At 44.3% G+C, this 21,275-nt stretch carries 11 protein-coding genes; 8 read left to right on the forward strand and 3 right to left on the reverse strand.

From position 1 onward, the window contains the following. Both ACKPCE_RS01330 and ACKPCE_RS01335 read right to left on the reverse strand, forming a co-directional pair. Positions 1–1,026 (reverse strand): gliding motility protein GldB-related protein, encoded by a 1,026-nt coding sequence (locus ACKPCE_RS01330; protein ID WP_319503919.1) that lies wholly within the window; start codon positions 1,024–1,026, stop codon positions 1–3. A 7-nt stretch (positions 1,027–1,033) separates the two neighbouring features. After that, positions 1,034–1,891 carry an enoyl-ACP reductase FabI gene (locus ACKPCE_RS01335; RefSeq protein WP_027317840.1) on the reverse strand — a complete coding sequence of 286 codons (858 nt, stop codon included), beginning with the start codon at positions 1,889–1,891 and terminating at the stop codon, positions 1,034–1,036. A gap of 331 nt (positions 1,892–2,222) precedes the next feature. On the opposite strand from ACKPCE_RS01335, the gene ACKPCE_RS01340 reads away from it, so the two are divergent. The 7 genes from ACKPCE_RS01340 to ACKPCE_RS01370 all read left to right on the forward strand — a co-directional run bounded on the left by ACKPCE_RS01340 (position 2,223) and on the right by ACKPCE_RS01370 (position 15,050). Continuing rightward, positions 2,223–3,821, forward strand: coding sequence for a glycoside hydrolase family 28 protein (locus ACKPCE_RS01340; RefSeq protein WP_319503920.1), 1,599 nt, complete (start codon positions 2,223–2,225; stop codon positions 3,819–3,821). A gap of 219 nt (positions 3,822–4,040) precedes the next feature. Then, entirely contained in the window at positions 4,041–5,264 is a 1,224-nt protein-coding gene (locus tag ACKPCE_RS01345) for a DUF4861 domain-containing protein (protein WP_319503921.1), read from the forward strand. A 117-nt stretch (positions 5,265–5,381) separates the two neighbouring features. Continuing rightward, positions 5,382–7,058, forward strand: coding sequence for a glycoside hydrolase family 43 protein (locus tag ACKPCE_RS01350; RefSeq protein WP_319503922.1), 1,677 nt, complete (start codon positions 5,382–5,384; stop codon positions 7,056–7,058). Between the two features lie 111 nt (positions 7,059–7,169). Continuing rightward, on the forward strand, positions 7,170–7,817 hold the full coding sequence (locus ACKPCE_RS01355) for an HAD family hydrolase (protein ID WP_319503923.1): 648 nt from the start codon (positions 7,170–7,172) through the stop codon (positions 7,815–7,817). Positions 7,818–8,260: 443 nt separating this feature from the next. Next, complete coding sequence (locus ACKPCE_RS01360; protein WP_319503924.1) at positions 8,261–11,473, forward strand: SusC/RagA family TonB-linked outer membrane protein; 3,213 nt, start codon at positions 8,261–8,263, stop codon at positions 11,471–11,473. An 18-nt stretch (positions 11,474–11,491) separates the two neighbouring features. Then, on the forward strand, positions 11,492–13,405 hold the full coding sequence (locus ACKPCE_RS01365; protein WP_319505894.1) for a RagB/SusD family nutrient uptake outer membrane protein: 1,914 nt from the start codon (positions 11,492–11,494) through the stop codon (positions 13,403–13,405). A gap of 10 nt (positions 13,406–13,415) precedes the next feature. Next, positions 13,416–15,050, forward strand: coding sequence for a DUF5123 domain-containing protein (locus ACKPCE_RS01370; RefSeq protein ID WP_319503925.1), 1,635 nt, complete (start codon positions 13,416–13,418; stop codon positions 15,048–15,050). A 506-nt stretch (positions 15,051–15,556) separates the two neighbouring features. Here ACKPCE_RS01370 and ACKPCE_RS01375 read toward each other — a convergent pair. Next, the gene (locus ACKPCE_RS01375) at positions 15,557–20,017 is read right to left on the reverse strand and encodes a hybrid sensor histidine kinase/response regulator transcription factor (protein ID WP_319503926.1); all 4,461 of its coding nucleotides are present in this window, start codon (positions 20,015–20,017) and stop codon (positions 15,557–15,559) included. A 93-nt stretch (positions 20,018–20,110) separates the two neighbouring features. Here ACKPCE_RS01375 and ACKPCE_RS01380 point away from each other — a divergent pair, with 93 nt between their 5' ends. Continuing rightward, positions 20,111–21,268, forward strand: a complete 1,158-nt coding sequence (locus ACKPCE_RS01380) for a dienelactone hydrolase family protein (RefSeq protein ID WP_319503927.1) — start codon at positions 20,111–20,113, stop codon at positions 21,266–21,268. The last annotated feature ends 7 nt before the right edge of the window (positions 21,269–21,275 follow it).

The raw sequence follows: 21,275 nt of genomic DNA on the forward strand, positions 1-21,275 counted from the left end.
TTAAAATTTAAACTTATCAGACGTGTATTGTGATTTGGCTAATACCAAATCATAGTCTGTCGTATTGAGTAATTGTTGGATGGTCACTTTCTTGTTGTGTTCCATATAGGAAGAGATAATTTGCATACCTACCCATATACCGGTTAACGGGGGTGAGTCATCACCAAAGTAAACCGGATCGGGTGCCGGCTTTGTATAGTTGCGAATAATTTGAGGGTCGGTTGCATGCAGATGTCCGTTGGCCAACATATATTCCCACACCGTTTTACGATGACTCTCACACCACGCCTTTTCACGCTTGGAATATCCCAAAAGATCTTCAGCTGAAGATATGTTCAAAATCTCCTGTACGATGTAGTTTAGCTTGCCGAAATGAAGAAGCGTATGTAATAAGGTACGCTTGCTGTTAGCCGGCAAAGGATATTTACTAAAAAGATAAAAGAAAAAACAATCGGGTACTATTCGCTCAGGCAACATGGAGCGACATTGATAATCGTAATAGAATTTTTTGTAAAGTGGGTAATCAGCACCCATATATTTATCAAGACTGATTCCAATCAGACTATCTTGAACAATAATCGACTCATTGAGCGCAGAAATCTGGGTGTAAACGTGCGGAACAGGTAATTGAGGAACCTCCTTCGTTAACCGGGCAAATCCTTTGTTTATCTGTTTTTCTATTTTCCCAATATCTTCATATTTGGCTTCCACATCAGCCATGAGTTGCAACAAAGTGGTATCTGAGTAGAATTCTTTGAGCTTCTGATGAATGTTATCGTCGTTAACCCGGCCGATAGAGAGAACATCTTCTATCAGGATTTTAGTCTCCTGCATGCTCTCGGTATTCATCTTCTGAAGAGCAGAAAAACTATTGAATTTTACATATTCGGTGAGCAGCTTATCATAACGGGTTATGTGAACGGCTGCACTGTCTGAACGTTCTAAAGGCTTACTGTCGCCGCCAAATTTACAAGCGGAGAGCAGCAAGCCTATTAGAATAAATATGTAGATTCTCTTCAGACTCATTTAACGATTAACCGTAAATGATATGACCATCTTCATCTTTGTACTCATCAAGTCCTTTTTCGTAGGTAGCCATTGCACGAAGGCTCATGCCCACGCTAGAGAATCCTCCATCATGGAATAAGTTCTGCATCGTCACTTTACGAGTAAGATCGGAGAACATCACAATACAATAGTCAGCACATTCATCGGCAGATGCATTACCCAGTGGTGCCATGCGATCAGCAAAGTCAAACAGCTTATCCATTCCTTTCACTCCCGATCCGGCAGTAGTCATGGTAGGCGACTGAGAAATGGTATTGATACGTACGTTGTGCTCACGACCGTAAATGTATCCAAAGCTGCGAGCGATAGACTCAAGCAACGCTTTGGCATCGGCCATGTCATTGTATCCGAAGAAAGTACGCTGCGCAGCCACATAGCTTAACGCCAAGATGGATCCGTATTCTGATATGGCATCTAATTTCTTAGCCACCTGAATCATTTTATGAAAAGAAACAGCTGAAATATCAAGTGTTTTATCCAGCATATCGTAATCAAGATCATCATACGTACGTCTTTTGCGCACATTGGGCGACATACCAATAGAGTGGAGAACAAAGTCTACTTTCCCACCGAAAATTTCCATAGAACGTTTAAATACAGTTTCCAGATCTTCAACGCTGGTAGCATCAGCGGGTATTACCTCACAGTTCAGTTTTTCAGATAAAGCACTTACTTCACCCATTCTAACTGCAATAGGAGTATTTGACAATGTAATGGTTGCACCTTCTTCAACGGCTTTTTCGGCTACTTTCCAAGCTATTGATTGCTCGTTCAACGCACCGAAAATAATGCCCTTTTTTCCTTTTAATAAATTGTAACTCATACCTATATTATAGTTAAATTAGACGGCAAAGATAAGAACTTTCGCAATAAAAGCAGACAATAAGGGCAAAGAAAAACCCTAATCAACAAAAAATCCACCTAAACTAACAAATTGTACACACAGAGATGGATGTTCTGAAATATTTTTGCACTCAGATAGTTAGGAAGTTTTTCCCGATATTTTTAAAGTTTAAAAATTAGGTTAACATGAATCCTATTACCATCTTCGCAGGCCGCTCGCGAGAGTAGCCTGCGAATGGGTAATAGCTTCCGCAACTGCTATAATCCCGAGTGAATTACCATATTATATAATCTTAGAATATTCATAGCGAATGAACACACTTGCAAAAAGGCTTTTATTGGTAGCTACACTTTGTTTGCCCCTAACGGCAAATTTAGTGCAGGCACAACACAGAGAGGTAATAGACAATAGTATCTATAACGACGTTCCTTTTGAAATGCCAAAGGTACAACAACCCAGCTTCCCCGCTTTGTCGGTCAACATCAAAGACTTCGGAGCAAAAGGTGATGGTGTAACTCTCAATACCCAAGCTATCAACGATGCTATTAAAGAAGTAAACTCAAAAGGCGGAGGAACAGTTGTTATTCCCGAAGGCTTATGGTTAAGCGGTCCGATTGAGTTATTGAGTAACGTCAATTTGTATACCGAGCGTAACTCATTGGTCTTATTTACCGATGATTTCGATGCATATCCCATCATAAGCACTTCTTTTGAAGGTTTGGAAACCCGTCGTTGCCAGTCGCCTATTTGGGCACGCAACGCTGAAAACATAGCAATAACCGGCTACGGTGCCTTTGATGGTGCCGGCGACAGCTGGCGTCCAGTCAAAAAAGAGAAGCTAACAGCATCTCAATGGAGCAAGCTGGTGAAGTCGGGTGGAGTACTCGATGAAGCCAAGAAGATATGGTATCCCACTGCCGGCTCATTAAAAGGAGCATTGGCATGCAAGAACTTCAATAACCCCGAAGGCATTGAAACGGACGAAGAATGGAACGAAATCAAACCATGGCTCAGACCGGTGCTTCTTAACATTGTTAAAAGCAAGAAAGTATTGCTGGAGGGAGTAACCTTTAAGAACTCGCCCAGCTGGTGTTTGCATCCGCTATCATGCGAAGACATCACAATCAATAACGTAAAGGTGTTTAACCCGTGGTACTCACAAAACGGTGATGCACTTGATATGGAATCTTGCAAAAACGCATTGATCATCAATAATATATTCGATGCCGGTGATGATGCTATCTGCATCAAATCGGGTAAGGATGAAGACGGAAGAAGAAGAGGTGAACCTTGTCAAAACGTACTTGTAAAGAACAACGTGGTATTACACGGACACGGAGGTTTTGTGGTAGGAAGTGAAATGTCCGGAGGTGTGAAAAACATCTATGTGGCAGATTGTACATTCCTCGGAACCGATGTAGGTCTTCGTTTCAAAAGCACACGCGGTCGCGGCGGTGTAGTTGAAAACATCTTCATCAACAACATCAACATGATCAACATACCGAACGAGCCGCTTCTGTTCGACTTATTCTATGGTGGTAAAGCACCCGACGAGCTGACTGAAGCAGATAAGAACAGAAAACCGGCGCTTATGCCTGTGACCATTGAAACTCCTGCTTTCAGAAACATTCATATATCTAACGTTACCTGTAAAGGTGCAGGAAGAGCTATGTTCTTCAACGGACTTCCGGAAATGCCTATTCAGAATGTAACTGTGAAAGACGTAGTGATTACTGATGCTGCCGAAGGTGCTGTCATATCACAAGCAGACGGTGTAACATTAGAGAACATACACATTCAGGCAGCCAAAGGTGCAACTGTAGAGCTGAAAAGCGCAAAGAATATCAAGGTAGAAGGTGTTTTTTATAAAGAGATTGATGCAAAAGGAAAATCGATTAACAAGAAATAAACATTCGGATTCTTTCAATTAATCGATAAGCTTGCAAATTTCGGGCAGTATTAACCACCTGAGGTTTGCAAGCATTGTTTTATACCCGAGCCGCCTTTCAGGATTATACAAAGTTCTTGTTCAGCATCAAAACAAAGAAGCTAGTGATTCAATCAAATTGTGTATCAGAAATAGGTTCAATTAACCTATATTTGTATCAAATATAAATAGACCAATTCCATGAAAAAAGTAGTAGCAAGCATTTTCCTTCTTTCCATTTGTACGACAGCACTTATGGGAGCAGTAAAAGCATCGACCAAAAGTGTGGTTGTAGAAGTAGAAAATAACTGGAACAAAGCAAAAAGCGACGAACCGGTAGTACTGAAGATAAGCGATCTGAAAACCGGCTTCGTCGTTAAATCAGCCACCGTATGGGATGGCGAGAAAGAAATCCCGTCACAGCTCGATGACCTCAACTCAGACAGAAAAGCCGATGAGCTGGCATTTTTGATCAACATCGATCCTCAAACAAAGAAAACATTCAAGGTAGTTCTGTCCGGCCAAAAGTCAGACAAGAAATATCCTTCGCGCGTTTTTGCCGAGATGTTAGTAAGCGACAAAAAAGGAAAGCACGTGCCCATTCATTCACTCACCATTCCGGGTACCAGCAACATTTACAATCAATTACATCATCACGGTCCGGCATTCGAATCGGAGTTGGTAGCTTACCGACTATACTTTGATCAGAAGCAAACGGTAGACATCTACGGCAAATTCAACAAAGGATTTGAAATCGAAGCCTGTCAGTTCTACCCCAACGACGAGCAGCTGGCCAAAGGATTCGGTGATGACGTACTTCGAGTGAGTGGAAGTGGTGGCCTGGGTGCATTGAAAGGCTGGAACGGCAAAAAAGCAACGCACATAGAACCCGTACTGCAAAGAACAGAACGGATATTGGCCTACGGTCCGGTAAGAACAATCTGCGAAATTGAGGTGAATGATTGGGAGTATCAAGGTTCGGCTTTAAACATGATCAACCGTTATACACTTTACGGCGGACACAGAGATGCCATCGTGGAAACTTTCTTTGAAGAGCCTCTGAAGAATGAGCTATTTTGCACCGGAGTGCAAGATGTAAAAGGATCTGTTTCTTATTCGGATCACAAAGGACTGATTGGATGTTGGGGTACCGACTGGCCTGTTAACGACACCGTTAAATACGCCAAAGAAACAGTGGGTTTGGCTACTTACATTCCTCAGAAATACGTAAAAGCGGAAGTGAAAGACAATGCCAACTATTTATACACCATCGGTGCTGAAGGACAAGCTTACATCCGCTATAACATCATGTTCACTTCCCTGAAAGAAACCTTTGGGTACAAAACACCCGAAGCATGGTTTGCTTATATGCGTGAGTGGAAAGAGGAAATTGACCATCCCGTACTAGTCAAAGTGAAACGATAAACTACGTTTTATCAGATTCTAACAAATAATACGAAGACTCTGCTAATAAATCCACCTTTATTGCAGAGCCTTTTTTTATCTTTGCTCTTATTCTTATTATTCACCAATCAATATTACATGAAAAAGTTAGCACTAATTATTGGTTTAAGCTTATTCGTTACATCATCAGTAACAGCACAGAAAAACTATGTTTCTGAAGTGTGGGTAGCCGACAAAGGTGATGGTACCTACCGCAACCCCATTATTCATGCAGACTATTCTGATCCCGACGCATGTCGCGTAGGAGATGACTACTACATGACCTCTTCCAGTTTCAACTGTTTACCTGCCTTACAGATCTTGCATTCAAAAGATTTGGTAAACTGGACCATTATTGGAGCTGCCGTACCTTACGAATTATCGCCCGTTGAGTTTCCCGAGAAACCTCAGCACGGTAGCAGAGTATGGGCGCCAAGCATTCGTTATCACAAAGGAGAATTCTATATTTTCTGGGGAGATCCGGATCAAGGAGCTTTCATGACGAAAGCCAAAGATCCCAAAGGACCTTGGAGTGAGCCCGTACTGGTGAAAGCCGGTAAGGGAATTATCGACACAACTCCGCTGTGGGATGAAGACGGTAAAGTCTACATGGTTCACGGATATGCCGGAAGCCGTTCGGGCATTAAGAGCTTATTGGGAATTTGCGAACTGAATGCAGATGCTACCAAAGCAATCACACAGTCGCGCATCATCTTTGACGGTCACGATGAGCACCCCACTGCAGAAGGCCCGAAATTCTATAAACGTAACGGTTATTACTATATCTTTGCTCCTGCCGGAGGTGTTGCAACCGGATGGCAGCTGGTGCTTCGTTCTAAAAACGTATACGGACCTTACGAAGAAAAAGTAGTTCTCAGCCAAGGAAAAACCAATGTAAACGGACCTCATCAAGGTGCGTGGGTTGACACTACTACCGGTGAAGATTGGTTCTTGCACTTCCAAGACGTAGGTGCTTACGGTCGCTTGGTACACTTGCAACCGATGAAGTGGGTGAATGACTGGCCTGTTATCGGCGTTGATAAAGACGGTGACGGATGCGGCGAGCCTGTTTTAAGCTACAAGAAACCCAACGTGGGCAAGACTTACCCCATCTGCACTCCGCAAGAAAGTGATGAATTTGATGGCTACACCTTGTCGCCCCAATGGCAATGGCATGCTAACATCAACGAAAAATGGGCTTACTTTGCCGGCCACAAAGGTTATGCAAGGCTTTACTCCTATCCGGTGGTAAAAGAATATAAGAACTTATGGAACGTGCCCAACCTGATGTTGCAAAAGGCTCCTGCCGATAACTTTGTTGCTACCATCAAACTCGATTTCAAACCAACAACCAAGTATAAAGGAGAGCGTACCGGTCTAGTTGTCATGGGATTCAGTTATGCCGGTCTCGTATTGGAAAACACGAACGACGGCATTGTGCTTTCACAATTGGAATGCAAGAATGCCGATAAGGGCACTGCGGAACAAATAAACGAAACCACTAAATTAAAGAACGGTGCTATCTATCTTCGTGTTGAGTTCAAAGCCGGCAAGAAGAAGCTAAAGGAAAGCGAAGGCGGATCGGATGTACTGGCCATGTGTAAGTTCAGCTACAGTCTCGATGGCAAGAAATTCAAGTCAATGGGCAATGAATTCCAAGCCAAAGAAGGTATGTGGATCGGCACGAAGGTTGGAACCTTCTGCACTCGTCCGGCTATAACCATTAACGATGGCGGATGGTCTGAAGTCGACTGGTTCAGAATCACTAAGAAATAAAAGAGAATGATATTTCTTTCAGAAAACGTATTTCCCCAAGGAGATACGTTTTTTTTATGTTTAAGCAAAGAACAAAAAGCGTATCTTTGCAGAAACTAAGATACTTAAAAGATGAAGAGATTGATTATATTCGATTTGGACGGAACCTTATTAAACACAATAGCAGACCTGGCTCAAAGTACGAATTATGCATTAAAGGAAGCGGGCTTCCCTACACATCCTGTCGAGGAATATAAATTTATGGTAGGCAACGGCATCAACAAACTCTTTGAACGGGCATTGCCAGAAGGAGAGAAAACAGAAGCCAACATACAACTGATCAGAAAACTATTTGTGCCGTTTTATGATAGTCACAACACCGATTTAAGCACTCCCTACCCCGGGATTACAGATCTTTTGAACGAGTTGCATCAACAAGGAAAGGTGCTGGCTGTTGCCTCCAACAAATACCAAAGCGCTACAGAAAAGCTAGTCAGTTATTTCTTTCCAAACATTCCTTTTGTTGCCGTATTGGGACAACGGGAGGGTGTCAACGTAAAACCCGATCCGGCTATTGTATATGACATAGTAAAACAAGCCGGAATAAGCCAAGAAGAAACTCTTTATGTAGGTGACTCGGGAGTAGACATGCAGACAGCACACAACAGTGGCGTAGAGGCCTGCGGTGTAACCTGGGGGTTTCGTCCGCGCACGGAACTGGAACAATTCACCCCCAAACACATAGTGGATGTTCCGCAGGAAATTATCCATTTTATCTAATCTAAAAGCGGCAACTTCTTATTCAAAAAGAAATACAATATCAAATTAAATGTTGCAACTTTAGATACATAAACAGGGCATTAACACAGCAAAAAGGGAGGCATACGCCTCCCAAAATCTGACTAAAACCAACCAATTACTAACGCACCATACTACGTGAAACCCTACGGAGATATGCCACGTTCAAACTTACATTCCGAAACTCAAAAAGGGCTAATTCGTCTATAAACTTCCCATTCGCAACAACAATGATACCAATCTGTAAACGCTTTAAGCTGAACAGAATGATAATTCGTTGTGCAATGTGCCCAAAGCATATAACAAAAAATACTATCGTAAGAACAAATATTGCACACAGACCACTTAAACCCGTCTTATTTTTGTATTGATGAATTAACAGAAACGTTATACTTAAAATTTTTTAATCAGTGAACATGCAAAAAATGTCTAACAAGATGAAAAACATGCGCACGGTATTGCTTATGCTTTTTGCAACAATATCGCTTAGTTTATCTGCGCAGAGTGTTACCTTGAGTGGTAATGTGAAAGACAAGACAGGAGAACCGGTAATCGGAGCCTCTGTTGTTGAGAAAGGAACCACCAACGGTACTATTACCGATTTTGACGGAAATTTCAGTCTGAAGGTATCAGGCAAACATGTTTTGGTTATTTCCTATATTGGAATGAAAACCAAAGAAATAGACGTTAAAGGTAAAAGTAAGTTGGAAGTAACACTGGAAGATGATGCACAGGCATTGGATGAAGTGGTTGTCATTGGTTACGGAACCGTAGCAAAGAAAGACTTGACCGGCTCTGTGGCTTCTGTAAGTGCCAAACAACTAGAGTCAGTTCCTGTGTCAAGTGCTTCTGAAGCATTGCAAGGGAAAATGGCCGGTGTGCAAATCACAACAACCGAAGGCTCTCCTGATGCAGATATCAAAATCAGAGTAAGAGGTGGTGGTTCTCTTTCGCAAGACAACTCGCCCCTTTACATTGTTGACGGATTCCCTGTTTCAAGCATTTCGGATATAGCACCTACAGATATTCAATCTGTTGATGTATTAAAAGACGCTTCTTCTACCGCTATCTATGGTGCCCGCGGTGCCAATGGTGTTATCATCATTACCACCAAATCGGGTAAAGAAGGAAAAACACAGGTAAATTTCGGAGCTTCGTTCGGTCTAAGAAAAGTAACGAAACAGGTTGGAGTGCTTAACCCTTATGAATACGCATTGTACCAATACGAACTGGATCAGACCGGCACTTCATACGGAGTGTATGACGACTTGGAAATCTACAAATCAGTGAAAGGTACCGATTACCAAGATGAGATATTTGGCCGTACCGGAAACCAGCAATCATACAACGTAAGCGTGAGCGGTGGAGCAAAGTCAACAAAATATAGCGTAAGCTATGCACGCAACGATGAAAAAAGCATTATGAGGGGTTCCGGTTTCTCAAAGAACAACATCAATGCTAAAATCGATACCGAGATCAACAAATGGTTAAATCTGGACTTCAATGCCCGCTTAACTTATCAAACAGTTGATGGTTTAAGTGGCGGAGCCGACAACGAGACGAGTGCTGCTAACTCACTTGTGGCCAAATCAATTGTTTACAAGCCCATCAGTCAGCTCAACGAAGACAGTGAAGACGGCGAAAACACCCTGAATGCTCAGTACTCTCCATTGGAACGTTTGAATGCAACCTACAAAAAACAAACCAAGTTCCAACAAAACTATAACGCCGGACTGAATTGGAAGCCAATGGCAGGACTAACTTTCCGTTCCGAATTCGGTTATGGATGGAAATACCAAGACACGGATCAGGTGTGGGAGTATCAGGCTACTTCAAACTCTAAATACGGATATGCCGGATTACCACAAGCCTACATCTCAAAAGTAAATAACAAGAACTGGAGAAACGCCAACACGGTTACTTACGATACAAAACTCTTTAATAAAAGAGACAGGCTGAATGTGTTACTTGGTCAGGAAGTAACTTCCAGTCAGGATACCAAGACCTACCTTACGGCTGTTAACTTTGCCAAAGAAACAACGGTTAACGAGATTTTGGCCGCATTAGGAAATGGAACTTCATTACCTACCACAACTTATATCGGAATCAAAGACAACTTATTGTCATTCTTCGGACGTGTAAACTATACATTGAACGATAAATACCTGTTTACTGCAACAATGCGTGCCGATGGTTCCAGCAAATTTGCAAGCGGAAATCGTTGGGGTTACTTCCCTTCTGCTGCTTTTGCATGGAGAATGTTCGATGAACCTTTTATGGAAGGAACAAAAGACTGGTTATCAAACCTGAAGTTCCGCTTAAGCTATGGTACGGCAGGTAACAACCGTATTCCCGATGGTTCTATGTATACTACTTTCTCTGTAGCAGGAACCGGCGACAAGAGTATTTATTTCGGTGATCAGACAGCTACCGTACTGAAGCACGGTGACATTTTATCGAACCCTGAACTGAAATGGGAAACTACCATTTCAAGAAACTTAGGTTTCGACTTTGGCTTTTGGAACAACAGACTGTCGGGTTCTCTCGACTTCTATTGGAATACCACCCAAGACTTGCTCATGAAGACAACCATTGCAGCAAGCTCCGGTTACGGATACCAGTACAAGAACCTGGGACAGACTTCAAACAAAGGTGTTGAGTTACAACTCGACGGAGTTATTTTGGATAAGAAAAACTACGGTCTGAACTTCAACTTCAACATTTCATACAACAGAGGTAAGATTGATAAGCTAGATGGCAATAGCAGCTGGCAAAGCAGTAAGTGGGGAGGTAGCGCAGCAGCCGGACTGGAAGATTTCTTAATTGAAGAAGGCGGACGTCTGGGTGAGGTTTACGGTTACAAGACCGACGGTTTCTATACAGCCGACGATTTTAATTTCAACGAAACTACAGGAACTTACTCACTCAAAAGCGGTATCACGAACAGTGCTTCGCTTACCGGAGGTAATGTGTACCCGGGTAGCATTAAGTTGAAAGCCGATGCTGATGGAAACATCAAGAAAGTACGTTTGGGTAACACGATAGCACCCGTATCGGGAGGATTCGGATTGAACGGACGCTTCAAGAACTTTGATTTCACAGCATTCTTCAACTACAGCTTAGGCAACAAAGTGATCAACGCTACCAAACTGGGTTCTAGTTTCTATAGCGGATCATCAAAGAATTGGAATATCAATGATAACTTCACCATCGATAAAAGATACACATGGATTGATCCGACTACAGGTAACAGCCTGTTAAGCAGTTCATCCATCAAAACATTGGGAGCCGAGGGAGTGAAGAATCGCTTAAATGAGCTGAATGCCAATGCTTCGATCTGGAATCCGGCAGCAGCAACCGTTATGCCGCTTATCGACTGGGCTGTTGAAGACGGATCATTCTTGCGCGTTAACAACATCAGCATAGGGTATACCTTACCCAAGAACCTGGTTCAAAAGATGCTGATGCAAAACGTCAGACTATATGTTACAGGATATAACCTTTATTGCTTTACAAAATACAAGGGTGCAGACCCCGAGGTTGATAGTGCTACCAGCACACCTATGACTCCGGGTGTAGACTACTCTGCATACCCTAAAAGCCGTTCTTTTGTAGGTGGTATTAATGTTACATTTTAATTTAGAAGCCATATAATGATGAAAAATATATTTAAGCTATTTATTCTGGGAACAGGAATAGCAAGTTTAACGGCTTGTTCTGATTTTCTGGATCAGACCTCACCGTCTGAAATGACTGATGAAACAGTCTTCAACTCCGCCGCATACACAGAGAATGCACTCAATAAAGTATATGCAGGCCTAACCCTTGACCACACTTACGGAGCACGTATTCCATTGAACTTCTCAACCAATTCGGACATTGAATTAGTTGACGGACTTGATAACACCGGTTCCGGAAATTCAGTGGCCGTTAACGAAAGAGGTGCAGGTAACTTTAACCCGAGCTCAAGCTGGACTAAGCTGGATGACAATTGGAGCGAATGTTATGAGATCATTGAAAACGCCAATATCGTTGTAGAGGGAATAGAAAACAGCAGTTTGATTGCCGAAGGTAACTCTTCAAGAGCCAAGATGCTGAGATACAAAGGTGAGGCATTGGCTCTTCGTGCTATGATCTATTTTGATCTGATAAGAAACTACGGAGACGTACCGATGAAATTCGAAACGACTAAGTCGGACGGATCAAATATTTACCTGCCCAAAACAGATCGTGATGCCATTATGGAGCATCTCATTACCGACTTAGAAGAAGCCATTGATTACTTGCCATGGGCCGGAGAGTCATCATACACAACAGAGCGCATCACCAAAGGTTTTGCACACGGACTATTGGCTCGTATAGCGATGAGTTACGCCGGATATTCTATTCGCGAATCATCCAAAGCCGGTGAAGGTTACGAAACATTGGCAAACAGTGATGCCACTTACCCCACTCAAAGACCGGGTGCTGCCAAAAGAACGGAGCTTTACACGAAAGCACTGACTCATCTGGACGCTATCATTGCCAGCGGTACGCATCAGTTGAACCCAAGCATTGAAAACGAGTGGTACTTGATTAACCAGCAATCATTGGATCAAACGTACAGAGAAAACATCTTTGAGGTGGCTCACGGATTAAATTATTCAGGAGAAATGGGATACACAGTGGGCGTACGTTTGTCGGGTGTAACCACCACTTACGGATACGGAAACTCATCCGGTAAAATCAAGCTGACCGCACCTTTCTTGTGGTCGTTTGACAAAGACGACTTAAGACGCGACCTGACTTGTGCAACCTATGAAATTAAGCCGGGCAGCAGCAACGAACCTGTTGAAACCATGCAAAGCAACTCACCATTTGCCATCTACGTGGCTAAGTGGGACCCTCGAAAAATGAGCGACTCTTGGCGCACGGCATCAAAGGCCGCAACAACTAAGTTTGGTTACGGTATTAACTGGATAGTACTTCGCTATGCCGACGTATTACTGATGTACGCTGAAGCGTTGAATGAATTGCAGGGAGCCGACGTGGTTGGTCCTACCTGCGGACTCACCGCCCGTGAAGCCTTGTTGAAAGTTCGTTCCAGATCTTTTGATTCAAGCAAGCAAGCAGCCGTAACGGCTTATGTAAACGCAATAAGCAGCGGAAGTGATTTCTTCAACGCGCTGGTTGATGAAAGAGCATGGGAGCTTGCCGGAGAAGCGGTTCGCAAGTACGACCTGATTCGTTGGGGATTGCTTGACAGCAAAATAACAGAATCAAAAGAGCAATACATGGAATTGATTACCAAAGCACCTGCTTCACTATATTATAAGATGAAAAGCAGTGATGCTAACGCCATCGACATGTCGAGCATCTGCTGGTATGAAGCTCCCGCTAATGTGGCCGATTATAAGAGTGTAACCGGATGGGGAGGCGAAGATCCTACAAACGGTAAAAACGTAGCTTATCTTCCTTACATCAGCTGGGGATTGAACAGAGTGGTAAAGAACAGACACTTATTGCCTCTGGGAGCAACCACCATCTCCGACTCAAAGGGATCACTAAAGAACTCATATGGATTTGAATAATTTATATACAATGAATAGCATAAAGAAATTAAAAAACATAGCAGTCGCGGGAGGATTATTCCTCCTGACTGCATGGGTTAACACATCGTGCGATACCACAAACGACTGGTCGGTTGACGAGAGTTACGACCGCTTATTCCGTACTACTTCCATTAGCATCGTTCCGACTGCCACTGAGGCCGAAGTAACTTGGGGAACAGGATCGAAAGCCGATTTCTATATCATTGAAATCAGTAAGGATTCTCTTTATCAAGATGACATTCAAACCGGATCTATTGTTTTCGGTGAAGACAAGTCAATCACCAAATCACCGTTTACATTAACCAATCTGGATAGCGATACGAAGTATTACCTGCGTATTAAATCTTGTTCGAACGAAAAGATTAGTTCGAAGTGGGCTTACCATGAAAAGTTCTCGTTTAAAACAAAATCGGAACAGATCATGTCGCCCGTAGCGTCCGAAGACTTGAAAGCCACTTCGGCTACCTTGCGGTGGACAGCCGGCAAAACTGTTACCAACATGGACATTCTGACTCCAGACCTCGCGGTAATTAAGACAATCAATTTAGATGCCAATGCAGTTGCTAACGGATACGTAACCGTTACCGGTTTAACACCTAATACTTCGTACACGGCCAACTTGTATAACGGTACCGTAAAAAGAGGATACATCAGCTTCACAACCTATCCGGAAGTGCCGGAAGCCGACAAGATGATTTACCTGAATGCTAACGACTCAATTAATCAAACCTTATTTGATGACCTGGCCGGTAGCTATTCAACCGTCACATTGGCTATTCCTGCCGGAGCCGTATTTGCAAACAACAATATACTGACTATCCCCAACGGCATGTCGGTGAACTTCTTTGGTTTGCCGGGAGCCAGCAAGGCCGTACTATCAATCAAACAGATTGCGTTAAGTGCCAACCATTCGTTCATCAACTTTACAAATGTTGATATAAGCGGATATGTGTACGAGAATGGAGTGGTAACAAGCTCGCTGAACAGTTACCTCTTCAACCAGACAACTGCCACTAACGTGGGTGCCATTACGTTTGACAATTGCTTGATTCACGATTTAGCGAATACACCTTTCAGGTTGCAAGGTTCGGAAGCCAAAACCATTGGTACGCTGACATTCAATAATTGTATCGTGACGAATCTGAAGGACAGTTATTACTTTATCAATGCTGATGCCAGCGGTAATGGAGTGATAAGCAACATCAATATTACCAACTCAACCTTCAACACGGTTGGCCGCTTTATTTTGAGTAAGAGTACCAATACAAACAGCATAACGCTGAGCGACTGTACTTTCTATAACATGATTGCAAGCGGAAGATACTTCATTGATTTCGGTTCAACCAGCTACGGTCCGGCCAATGGCATCAGTATCAAGAACTCAATCTTTGCACTGAGTCAGGCTGCTACTGCGAAAGGAATTCGTGCTTCGGGCACAGTGGCAGTAGAAAACAGTTATGCTACATCCGACTGGCAGCTAGGTTCACCCTCCATTTCAGGATTGATAAGCTATAGCGGTGCTGCTTCTGCCTTATTTACTTCACCGACGACAGGTGATTTCAGCTTCCTCGACAAAACATTTGCGGGAACAGAAACAGCCGGTGATCCTCGCTGGAGAGAATAATAGTGATGAGGGTATGCTATGCCCAAAATAAATGGCCAAACGCTTGACTTTGGTAATATAATGTATTATCTTTGTCAGCATAATCCTATAGTACATTCAAATTAATATAGGCGCAAAGGCAGGAGCTCAAACTCCTGCCTTTTTTGTTTGCTGCCGGTTCATTTTTGAGCAGAGACGGTTGCTTATGCCGGTTTGCACGGTAGCAAATGGTCCGCGACAAACCGTCTCTTGGCCGTGAGACGGTTTGTCATGACCCAAGAGACGGTTTATCTTTTCAAATTGCTCGTTATCTTTTTCCAATCGGCCGTTATGTTTTTCAAAAAGTTGGTTATGTTTTACCCAACTCCTGCCGATCATTCGCCGAAGCCTCCTTACGAGTTAATAATCTATAAAACTGCTCTTGACAAGATTCCACTGAAAAGTGCGTAGAAGTAAAGCTATTTCATGGAAACAGCCAGGTACGTGGGGATAAAAGCCATAGTCCGTTGAGTGAACTGCTCAGCGAACTACAGCTTACACGACTTGCCATACGTGTCGCGATACTCGGTTGGGGTCATGTTAAACCGTTGTTTAAAGCACTTGCTGAAGTAACGCGGGTCATTGATGCCCACCATATAAGAAATCTGCGTCATATTGAACTCGCCCGTCTCAATGAGTTGAGCAGCGCGTTTGATTCGCATCTCTTTAATAAACTCAATAGGTGCAAGACCCGTAAGTGTTTTCAGCTTTTTGAAGAACACGGAGCGGCTAACGGCCAGCTCGCTTACCAAATCGTCGACAACCAATTCGCCGTTATCCATATTCTTTTCCATGATTTCCACCAGCTTATCCATAAACTTACGGTCGTGCGACGACATTTCAGGTTGCTCGTCATCCTTACGCTCCTCGTCGGCCTGCATGTTCATCAGGTTGCTACGATACAAACTCTGCAACTTGGCACGTTGCGCCAGCAGGTTATCCACTCTGGCCTCCAGGTAAGCAGCACTAAAAGGTTTGGTAATGTAGTCGTCGGCACCGTATTCCATGCCCTCGAGCTTGCTTTCGATGGAGTTTTTGGCAGTGAGCAATATCACGGGAATGTGGCTGGTTGTCATGTCGGCCCGCAAATCTTTGGTCAGCTCCAGTCCGTCTTTCTGAGGCATCATCACATCACTGATAATGATGTCGGGCAGGTACTTCAACGCTTTGTTCCAACCATCAAGCCCGTCAACAGCCTCAACCACACGGAACTTGGAGACAAAGATGGAGCGCAAAAACACTCGCAGCTCCGAGTTATCTTCAACGATAAGCATCGTTGCCTGCGTTTTTTGCCGTTGAGCGGTTTCCACCGTTCCGTCATCCGGAGCATCTTGCTTCGAATCATCGTGGCGTGCTTCTGCAAATTCGCAAGGCAAAGAAGTTGTGTCTTCGGCTTTGACCGAATCGTCGAGAATAAATTCCACCGTTGCCTCATAGTGTTCTTTCCCTTTCAGGAAGGTCGTTTTGAAACAACTGCCCTCACCCAGTTTGCTGTCAACGGAAATGGTTGCCTGATGCATTTCAACCAACTCCTTTACCAAGGCGAGTCCGATGCCGGTGCTGGCCTGCTGGTTGAAAAGATTCTTATCTACCAGGTTTTCAAAACGCACAAAGATGGAGTTCTTTTTGTTTTCGGCTATACCGATGCCCTGATCTTGCACGCCTACCGAGACCGTATTTTCTTCCTCCCTGATAAACACGGTAATGCTCTTGCCCACAGGCGTGTATTTAAACGCGTTGGAAAGGAGATTAAACAGTATTTTCTCAAACTTATCGGCATCCACCCATAAACACAACTCCTCTTTTTCGGTTTCGAAAATAAAATCGATCTGTTGTTCCTCGGCCAATGACTCAAAGTTATTCATAATGTTTCGGGTGAATGCAACCACGTTGATGCGTTGCACCTGCATCTTCATCTTCTTGTTCTGAATCTTTCGGAAATCGAGAATCTGGTTGACCAACCGAAGCATTCTATTGGTGTTTCTTTCTACGACCAGCAGTTGCTCTCTTACGTCGGCCGACAATTGGTTGTTCTTCAGGATGTAGCCCACCGGACCGGCAATCAGCGTTAACGGTGTGCGCAACTCATGCGATATGTTGGTAAAGAAGCGCAATTTAATATCAGAAACTTGCTGTTCTACGGACACTTCGTGTTTCAACCGGTAGATCGTAAACAAAATGTAGACCGTGATGAGAATGATCAGCAAGATAGCAACCACATAAAGGAAGTAGGCAAAGGGTGTTTCCCAAAAAGAAGGCAACACCTCAATATCGAGCGTGCGCACATTGTCCACCCACACACCGTCACTGTTGGTGGACTTCACCTTAAACACATAATGTCCTTTCGGCAAATTGGTGTACGTGGCGTTTCTTAGTTTATCGGCATACGTCCACTGCTTCTCAAAGCCTTCTAGTATGTATGCGTACTGAATATTGGCGGGGTTAATGTAATCGAGGGCGGCATACTGAATAGCAAAAACATTTTCCTTGTGAGAAAGAACCAGTTCACGCGTATCGTCAAGAATAACTTTCAGCACCGATTTATCTCCCGGTATTATGTCTTCGTTGGCTATCAGAAGTTTTGAAAACACAATGTGAGGAGTGAAAGTGCTTTTCCTTATCTTCTGCGGATTGAAGTAGAAAATCCCTCCGCTTGCTCCGAAAAAGATTTGTCCGTTCGCTGTTATTTCAGAGGCCGCCTCATTGAAACGCACCCGGAAGGTGAAACTTCTGTCATCATAGTTTTCGAACGTCTCTGTAGAGGGAATGAACTTGCTTATTCCGTTCTCCGTGCTCATCCATAAGTTACCTTGTTTGTCTTCACGAATAGAGAGTAAAACGTCCGACGGCAGCCCGTCGGCCACGCTATAGGCGCGAAAAATCGCTTCATCTCCTTTGCCGTAGCCTGTTAACTTGTTCAACCCTCCGCCGAAAGTGGCCAGATACACCTCGCCTTTACGCGTGGCCAGAATCCAATGCACATCGTTGTTACTCAAACTATGAGGATTGGTTGATGATCTTGAATAATGATGGAAATGTATGGCCTCGGGGTTCTTAAAATTCTCATTGAAGGAGATGGCTCCCGTAGTCGTTCCTACCCAGATGCTCCCTTTCCGGTCGGACGTAATAAAACGGGCCCGGTGACATTTGTCAATGGGGTATCCTTTCAGGTTGTTCCGGTGATTGATAAAAAGCAACTTATCCGTTTTATCTTTTTGAATGTAATTGATGCCTCCGCCGTAAGTCGCTATCCACAACCTACCTTTGCTGTCTTCAAACACACTGTATAGGTTGTCGTTACTCAGACTGTAAATGTCGTCTGCGCTGTACTGGTAACGGGTCAGCAGGTAACGGTCGCCCCGTTTTTCGGCGCGGACCAGTCCGTCGCCCTTCGTGGCAATCCACAAAATTCCCTGGCGGTCTTGCGTCAAAGCATACGTGCTGCCTTTGAGGGGAGTGCCCGACTGAGCGATGGTTCCCTGTTCGGTGAGGTAGCCCAGGTACTGTTGTTTCGAGTTATACACCCTGAGCATTCCGTCTTTAAAACCTGCCCACAGGTTGCCCTCCTTGTCTTGAAACAGCGCACGCACGTCGTTACTCAACGATTCGTAGTTATGCTTAACGGGCGTATTCAGATGAAACTGTGTGGTGAGGAACGTTACTTTTTCCAATCCTTTGGAATGCGAGCAAAGCCACAAATTACCCTGACGGTCGGAGAAGGCGGCATGCATTTTATTTGAGAACCGCCAATCGGGTGAGTCGAGGTCATCATAAAAAGGAATCAGGCTATTGCTTTTGCGATCGAAATAAGAAAATCCGCCGCCGTAAGGGTGCACCCACGTGGTTCCGTGGCTGTCTTCGTGAATGTGAAAAGCCGGATGTCCGCGATAAGCGCTACCGGGCTCCACACGCATCTTCTCTACTTTCAGTATCTTCGAGGAAGGATTGAAATGGGCAACGGTACCTACCAGTTCCTGTTCAAACCACACTTCCGATTTCTTATCAACGTATATGGAGCGCACGGGCACATGGGGGAAATCGCTGCAAACAATGTGCGAATAGTGCGTTGCCTTCTCCGTTTTCAGGTTGTAGGTAAAGAATCCGTCGGTTTCTGTTGCGGCAACCAACTCCGAAGAGTGAACGACTGCTATATCGGCAACGGCCGATTTCGTTGGTAATTCCAGTAAAGTAAAGCGTTGCGCTTTCTTATTGTAACGCCACACACGCCCCCTATCGGATGCAAAAAAGAGTTCGTTCTGACTCTCGGCGAAACCATAAAAGGCCTGATCGGCATGTTCGCGCCCGTCTTTGGCATCAACGAAGTAAGGAGTCATTTTCTTCTCCCCTTTCTTGATCAAGCCCAGGCCGTTGTCGGTCAGTATCCATTCGTTGCCGCTTTGATCCAGTTCCGCCTTGTACACCCGGGTTGCAGGAAAGAGTCCCGACTTCACCGAATACGTATCGGTAGAAAGCCGGTAAGTATCCGCATCCGTGCGAACTCGGATGGCTCCGTCGGCTTCGGTAAGCAGCCACACCACGCCGTTGGGTAGCACCTCAATCGTTAAAACATTATAAGTACTCGCCTCTCCCGTGGCCGGCACCTGTTCAAACGTCTCGGTGCGCGGATCGAAACGATGCGCCCGGTTGTCGTAAGTCAGCACCCACAAGTAACCATAACGATCCTCGTACATCCGGTCCACCCGGTTGTTGGTCAGACTGATGAGATTGCCCTGACGGGCTTTGTATGTTTTAAAGGAGTAGCCGTTGAACTTATTAATACCATCCCAGGTAGCAAACCACATATTCCCTTTGTGATCTTGCAGAATACTCATTACCGTATTCTGCGACAGTCCATCTTCGGAAGAATAATGGGTAAAGAAACATTTATGTTGAGCAAAAGAAAACAGACTGGTAAAAACAAGTAAGCAAAAGAGGCCAAATTTCTTCATATAATACGTGGCGTTTTTTAATAATAAGGTTCAAATATACGAATTAAAGAGAGATTTTGCTATCTTTGTTACAAATTTTAAAGTTTTCAAGCCATGAGAAGATTCGCATTCATATTTGTTTGCATAGCACTATTGCAGTCATTAAACGCCCAAGAAGCAGCAAACGCCTCGTACGAAGTGACAAAAAACATGCCTGTTTTTTATGAGCAGATAAAACAGCAGCTCACCTACCCTGAGGCATGGGGAAAATCACCCGTCAAAAAGTTTGCCAAATGGCGCACGGAAGCCCGGAAAACGCTCATGGAATGTATGGAAAATATTCCTCCCACAGCCAAAGCTTACAACATGGTGGTAGTAGGCAGTGAGAAGCGAAAGGGGTATGAAGCCCGAAAAATACTATTTAACTTATCGGAATGGAGCCGGGTGCCCGCCTATCTGCTTGTTCCTGAGGGGAAAGGACCGTTTCCGGCTATCGTCATGCTACACGACCACGGTGCACACTTCTCCATCGGAAAGGAAAAGATGGTCAGACCGTTTGGCGTTTCTGCCGAAGTAATGGCCGATGCAGATGACTGGGCACAGAAATGTTACGACGGACAGTATACCGGTGATTACTTTGCCGCGCACGGGTATGTCGTTTTATCCATCGATGCTTTGTATTGGGGGGAACGTGGACGAAAAGAAGGGGTTAATTATGAGGGCCAGCAGGCATTGGCTTCCAATCTGCTGCAAATGGGAACTTCCTGGGGGGCTTTGATCACCATGGATGATGCGTATAGTGTTGACTTTCTGTCGACTTTACCCGAGGTTGACTCGGAGAGAATCGGCACGCTCGGCTTTTCAATGGGTGCGTACCGCGCCTGGATGCTTTCTGCTGTGACCGATCGTGTAAAGGCGGCTGCGGCCATTTGTTGGATGAACACAACCGACTCGTTAATGACGCTTACCAATAATCAAAACAAGGGAGGCTCTGCTTACTCCATGATCATACCGGGCATACGGCGGTATCTGGACTATCCGCATGTTGCTTCCATTGCGTGTCCCAAGCCCACGCTGTTTTTCAATGGAACGAAAGACAAGCTCTTCCCTGTTCAAGGGGTGGAAGATGCATATAAAACCATGCGTGCCGTGTGGAACAGTCAGGGAGCCGACGAGAAACTGGTCACCAAAATATGGGACGAGAAGCATTTCTTCAACCGGGCCATGCAGCAAGAAACGCTGGACTTTTTTGACCGTTGGTTAAAGAAGTAAGGAATAG

The organism is Bacteroides graminisolvens, assembly GCF_963666085.1.
Lineage (GTDB): Bacteria > Bacteroidota > Bacteroidia > Bacteroidales > Bacteroidaceae > Bacteroides > Bacteroides graminisolvens.

Excerpts from the sequence above, each read along its gene's own strand:
- ACKPCE_RS01330 (WP_319503919.1), bottom strand. The coding sequence starts at position 1,026 with ATGAGTCTGAAGAGAATCTACATATTTATTCTAATAGGCTTGCTGCTC.
- ACKPCE_RS01335 (WP_027317840.1), bottom strand. The coding sequence starts at position 1,891 with ATGAGTTACAATTTATTAAAAGGAAAAAAGGGCATTATTTTCGGTGCG.
- ACKPCE_RS01340 (WP_319503920.1), top strand. The coding sequence starts at position 2,223 with ATGAACACACTTGCAAAAAGGCTTTTATTGGTAGCTACACTTTGTTTG.
- ACKPCE_RS01345 (WP_319503921.1), top strand. The coding sequence starts at position 4,041 with ATGAAAAAAGTAGTAGCAAGCATTTTCCTTCTTTCCATTTGTACGACA.
- ACKPCE_RS01350 (WP_319503922.1), top strand. The coding sequence starts at position 5,382 with ATGAAAAAGTTAGCACTAATTATTGGTTTAAGCTTATTCGTTACATCA.
- ACKPCE_RS01355 (WP_319503923.1), top strand. The coding sequence starts at position 7,170 with ATGAAGAGATTGATTATATTCGATTTGGACGGAACCTTATTAAACACA.
- ACKPCE_RS01360 (WP_319503924.1), top strand. The coding sequence starts at position 8,261 with ATGTCTAACAAGATGAAAAACATGCGCACGGTATTGCTTATGCTTTTT.
- ACKPCE_RS01365 (WP_319505894.1), top strand. The coding sequence starts at position 11,492 with ATGAAAAATATATTTAAGCTATTTATTCTGGGAACAGGAATAGCAAGT.
- ACKPCE_RS01370 (WP_319503925.1), top strand. The coding sequence starts at position 13,416 with ATGAATAGCATAAAGAAATTAAAAAACATAGCAGTCGCGGGAGGATTA.
- ACKPCE_RS01375 (WP_319503926.1), bottom strand. The coding sequence starts at position 20,017 with ATGAAGAAATTTGGCCTCTTTTGCTTACTTGTTTTTACCAGTCTGTTT.
- ACKPCE_RS01380 (WP_319503927.1), top strand. The coding sequence starts at position 20,111 with ATGAGAAGATTCGCATTCATATTTGTTTGCATAGCACTATTGCAGTCA.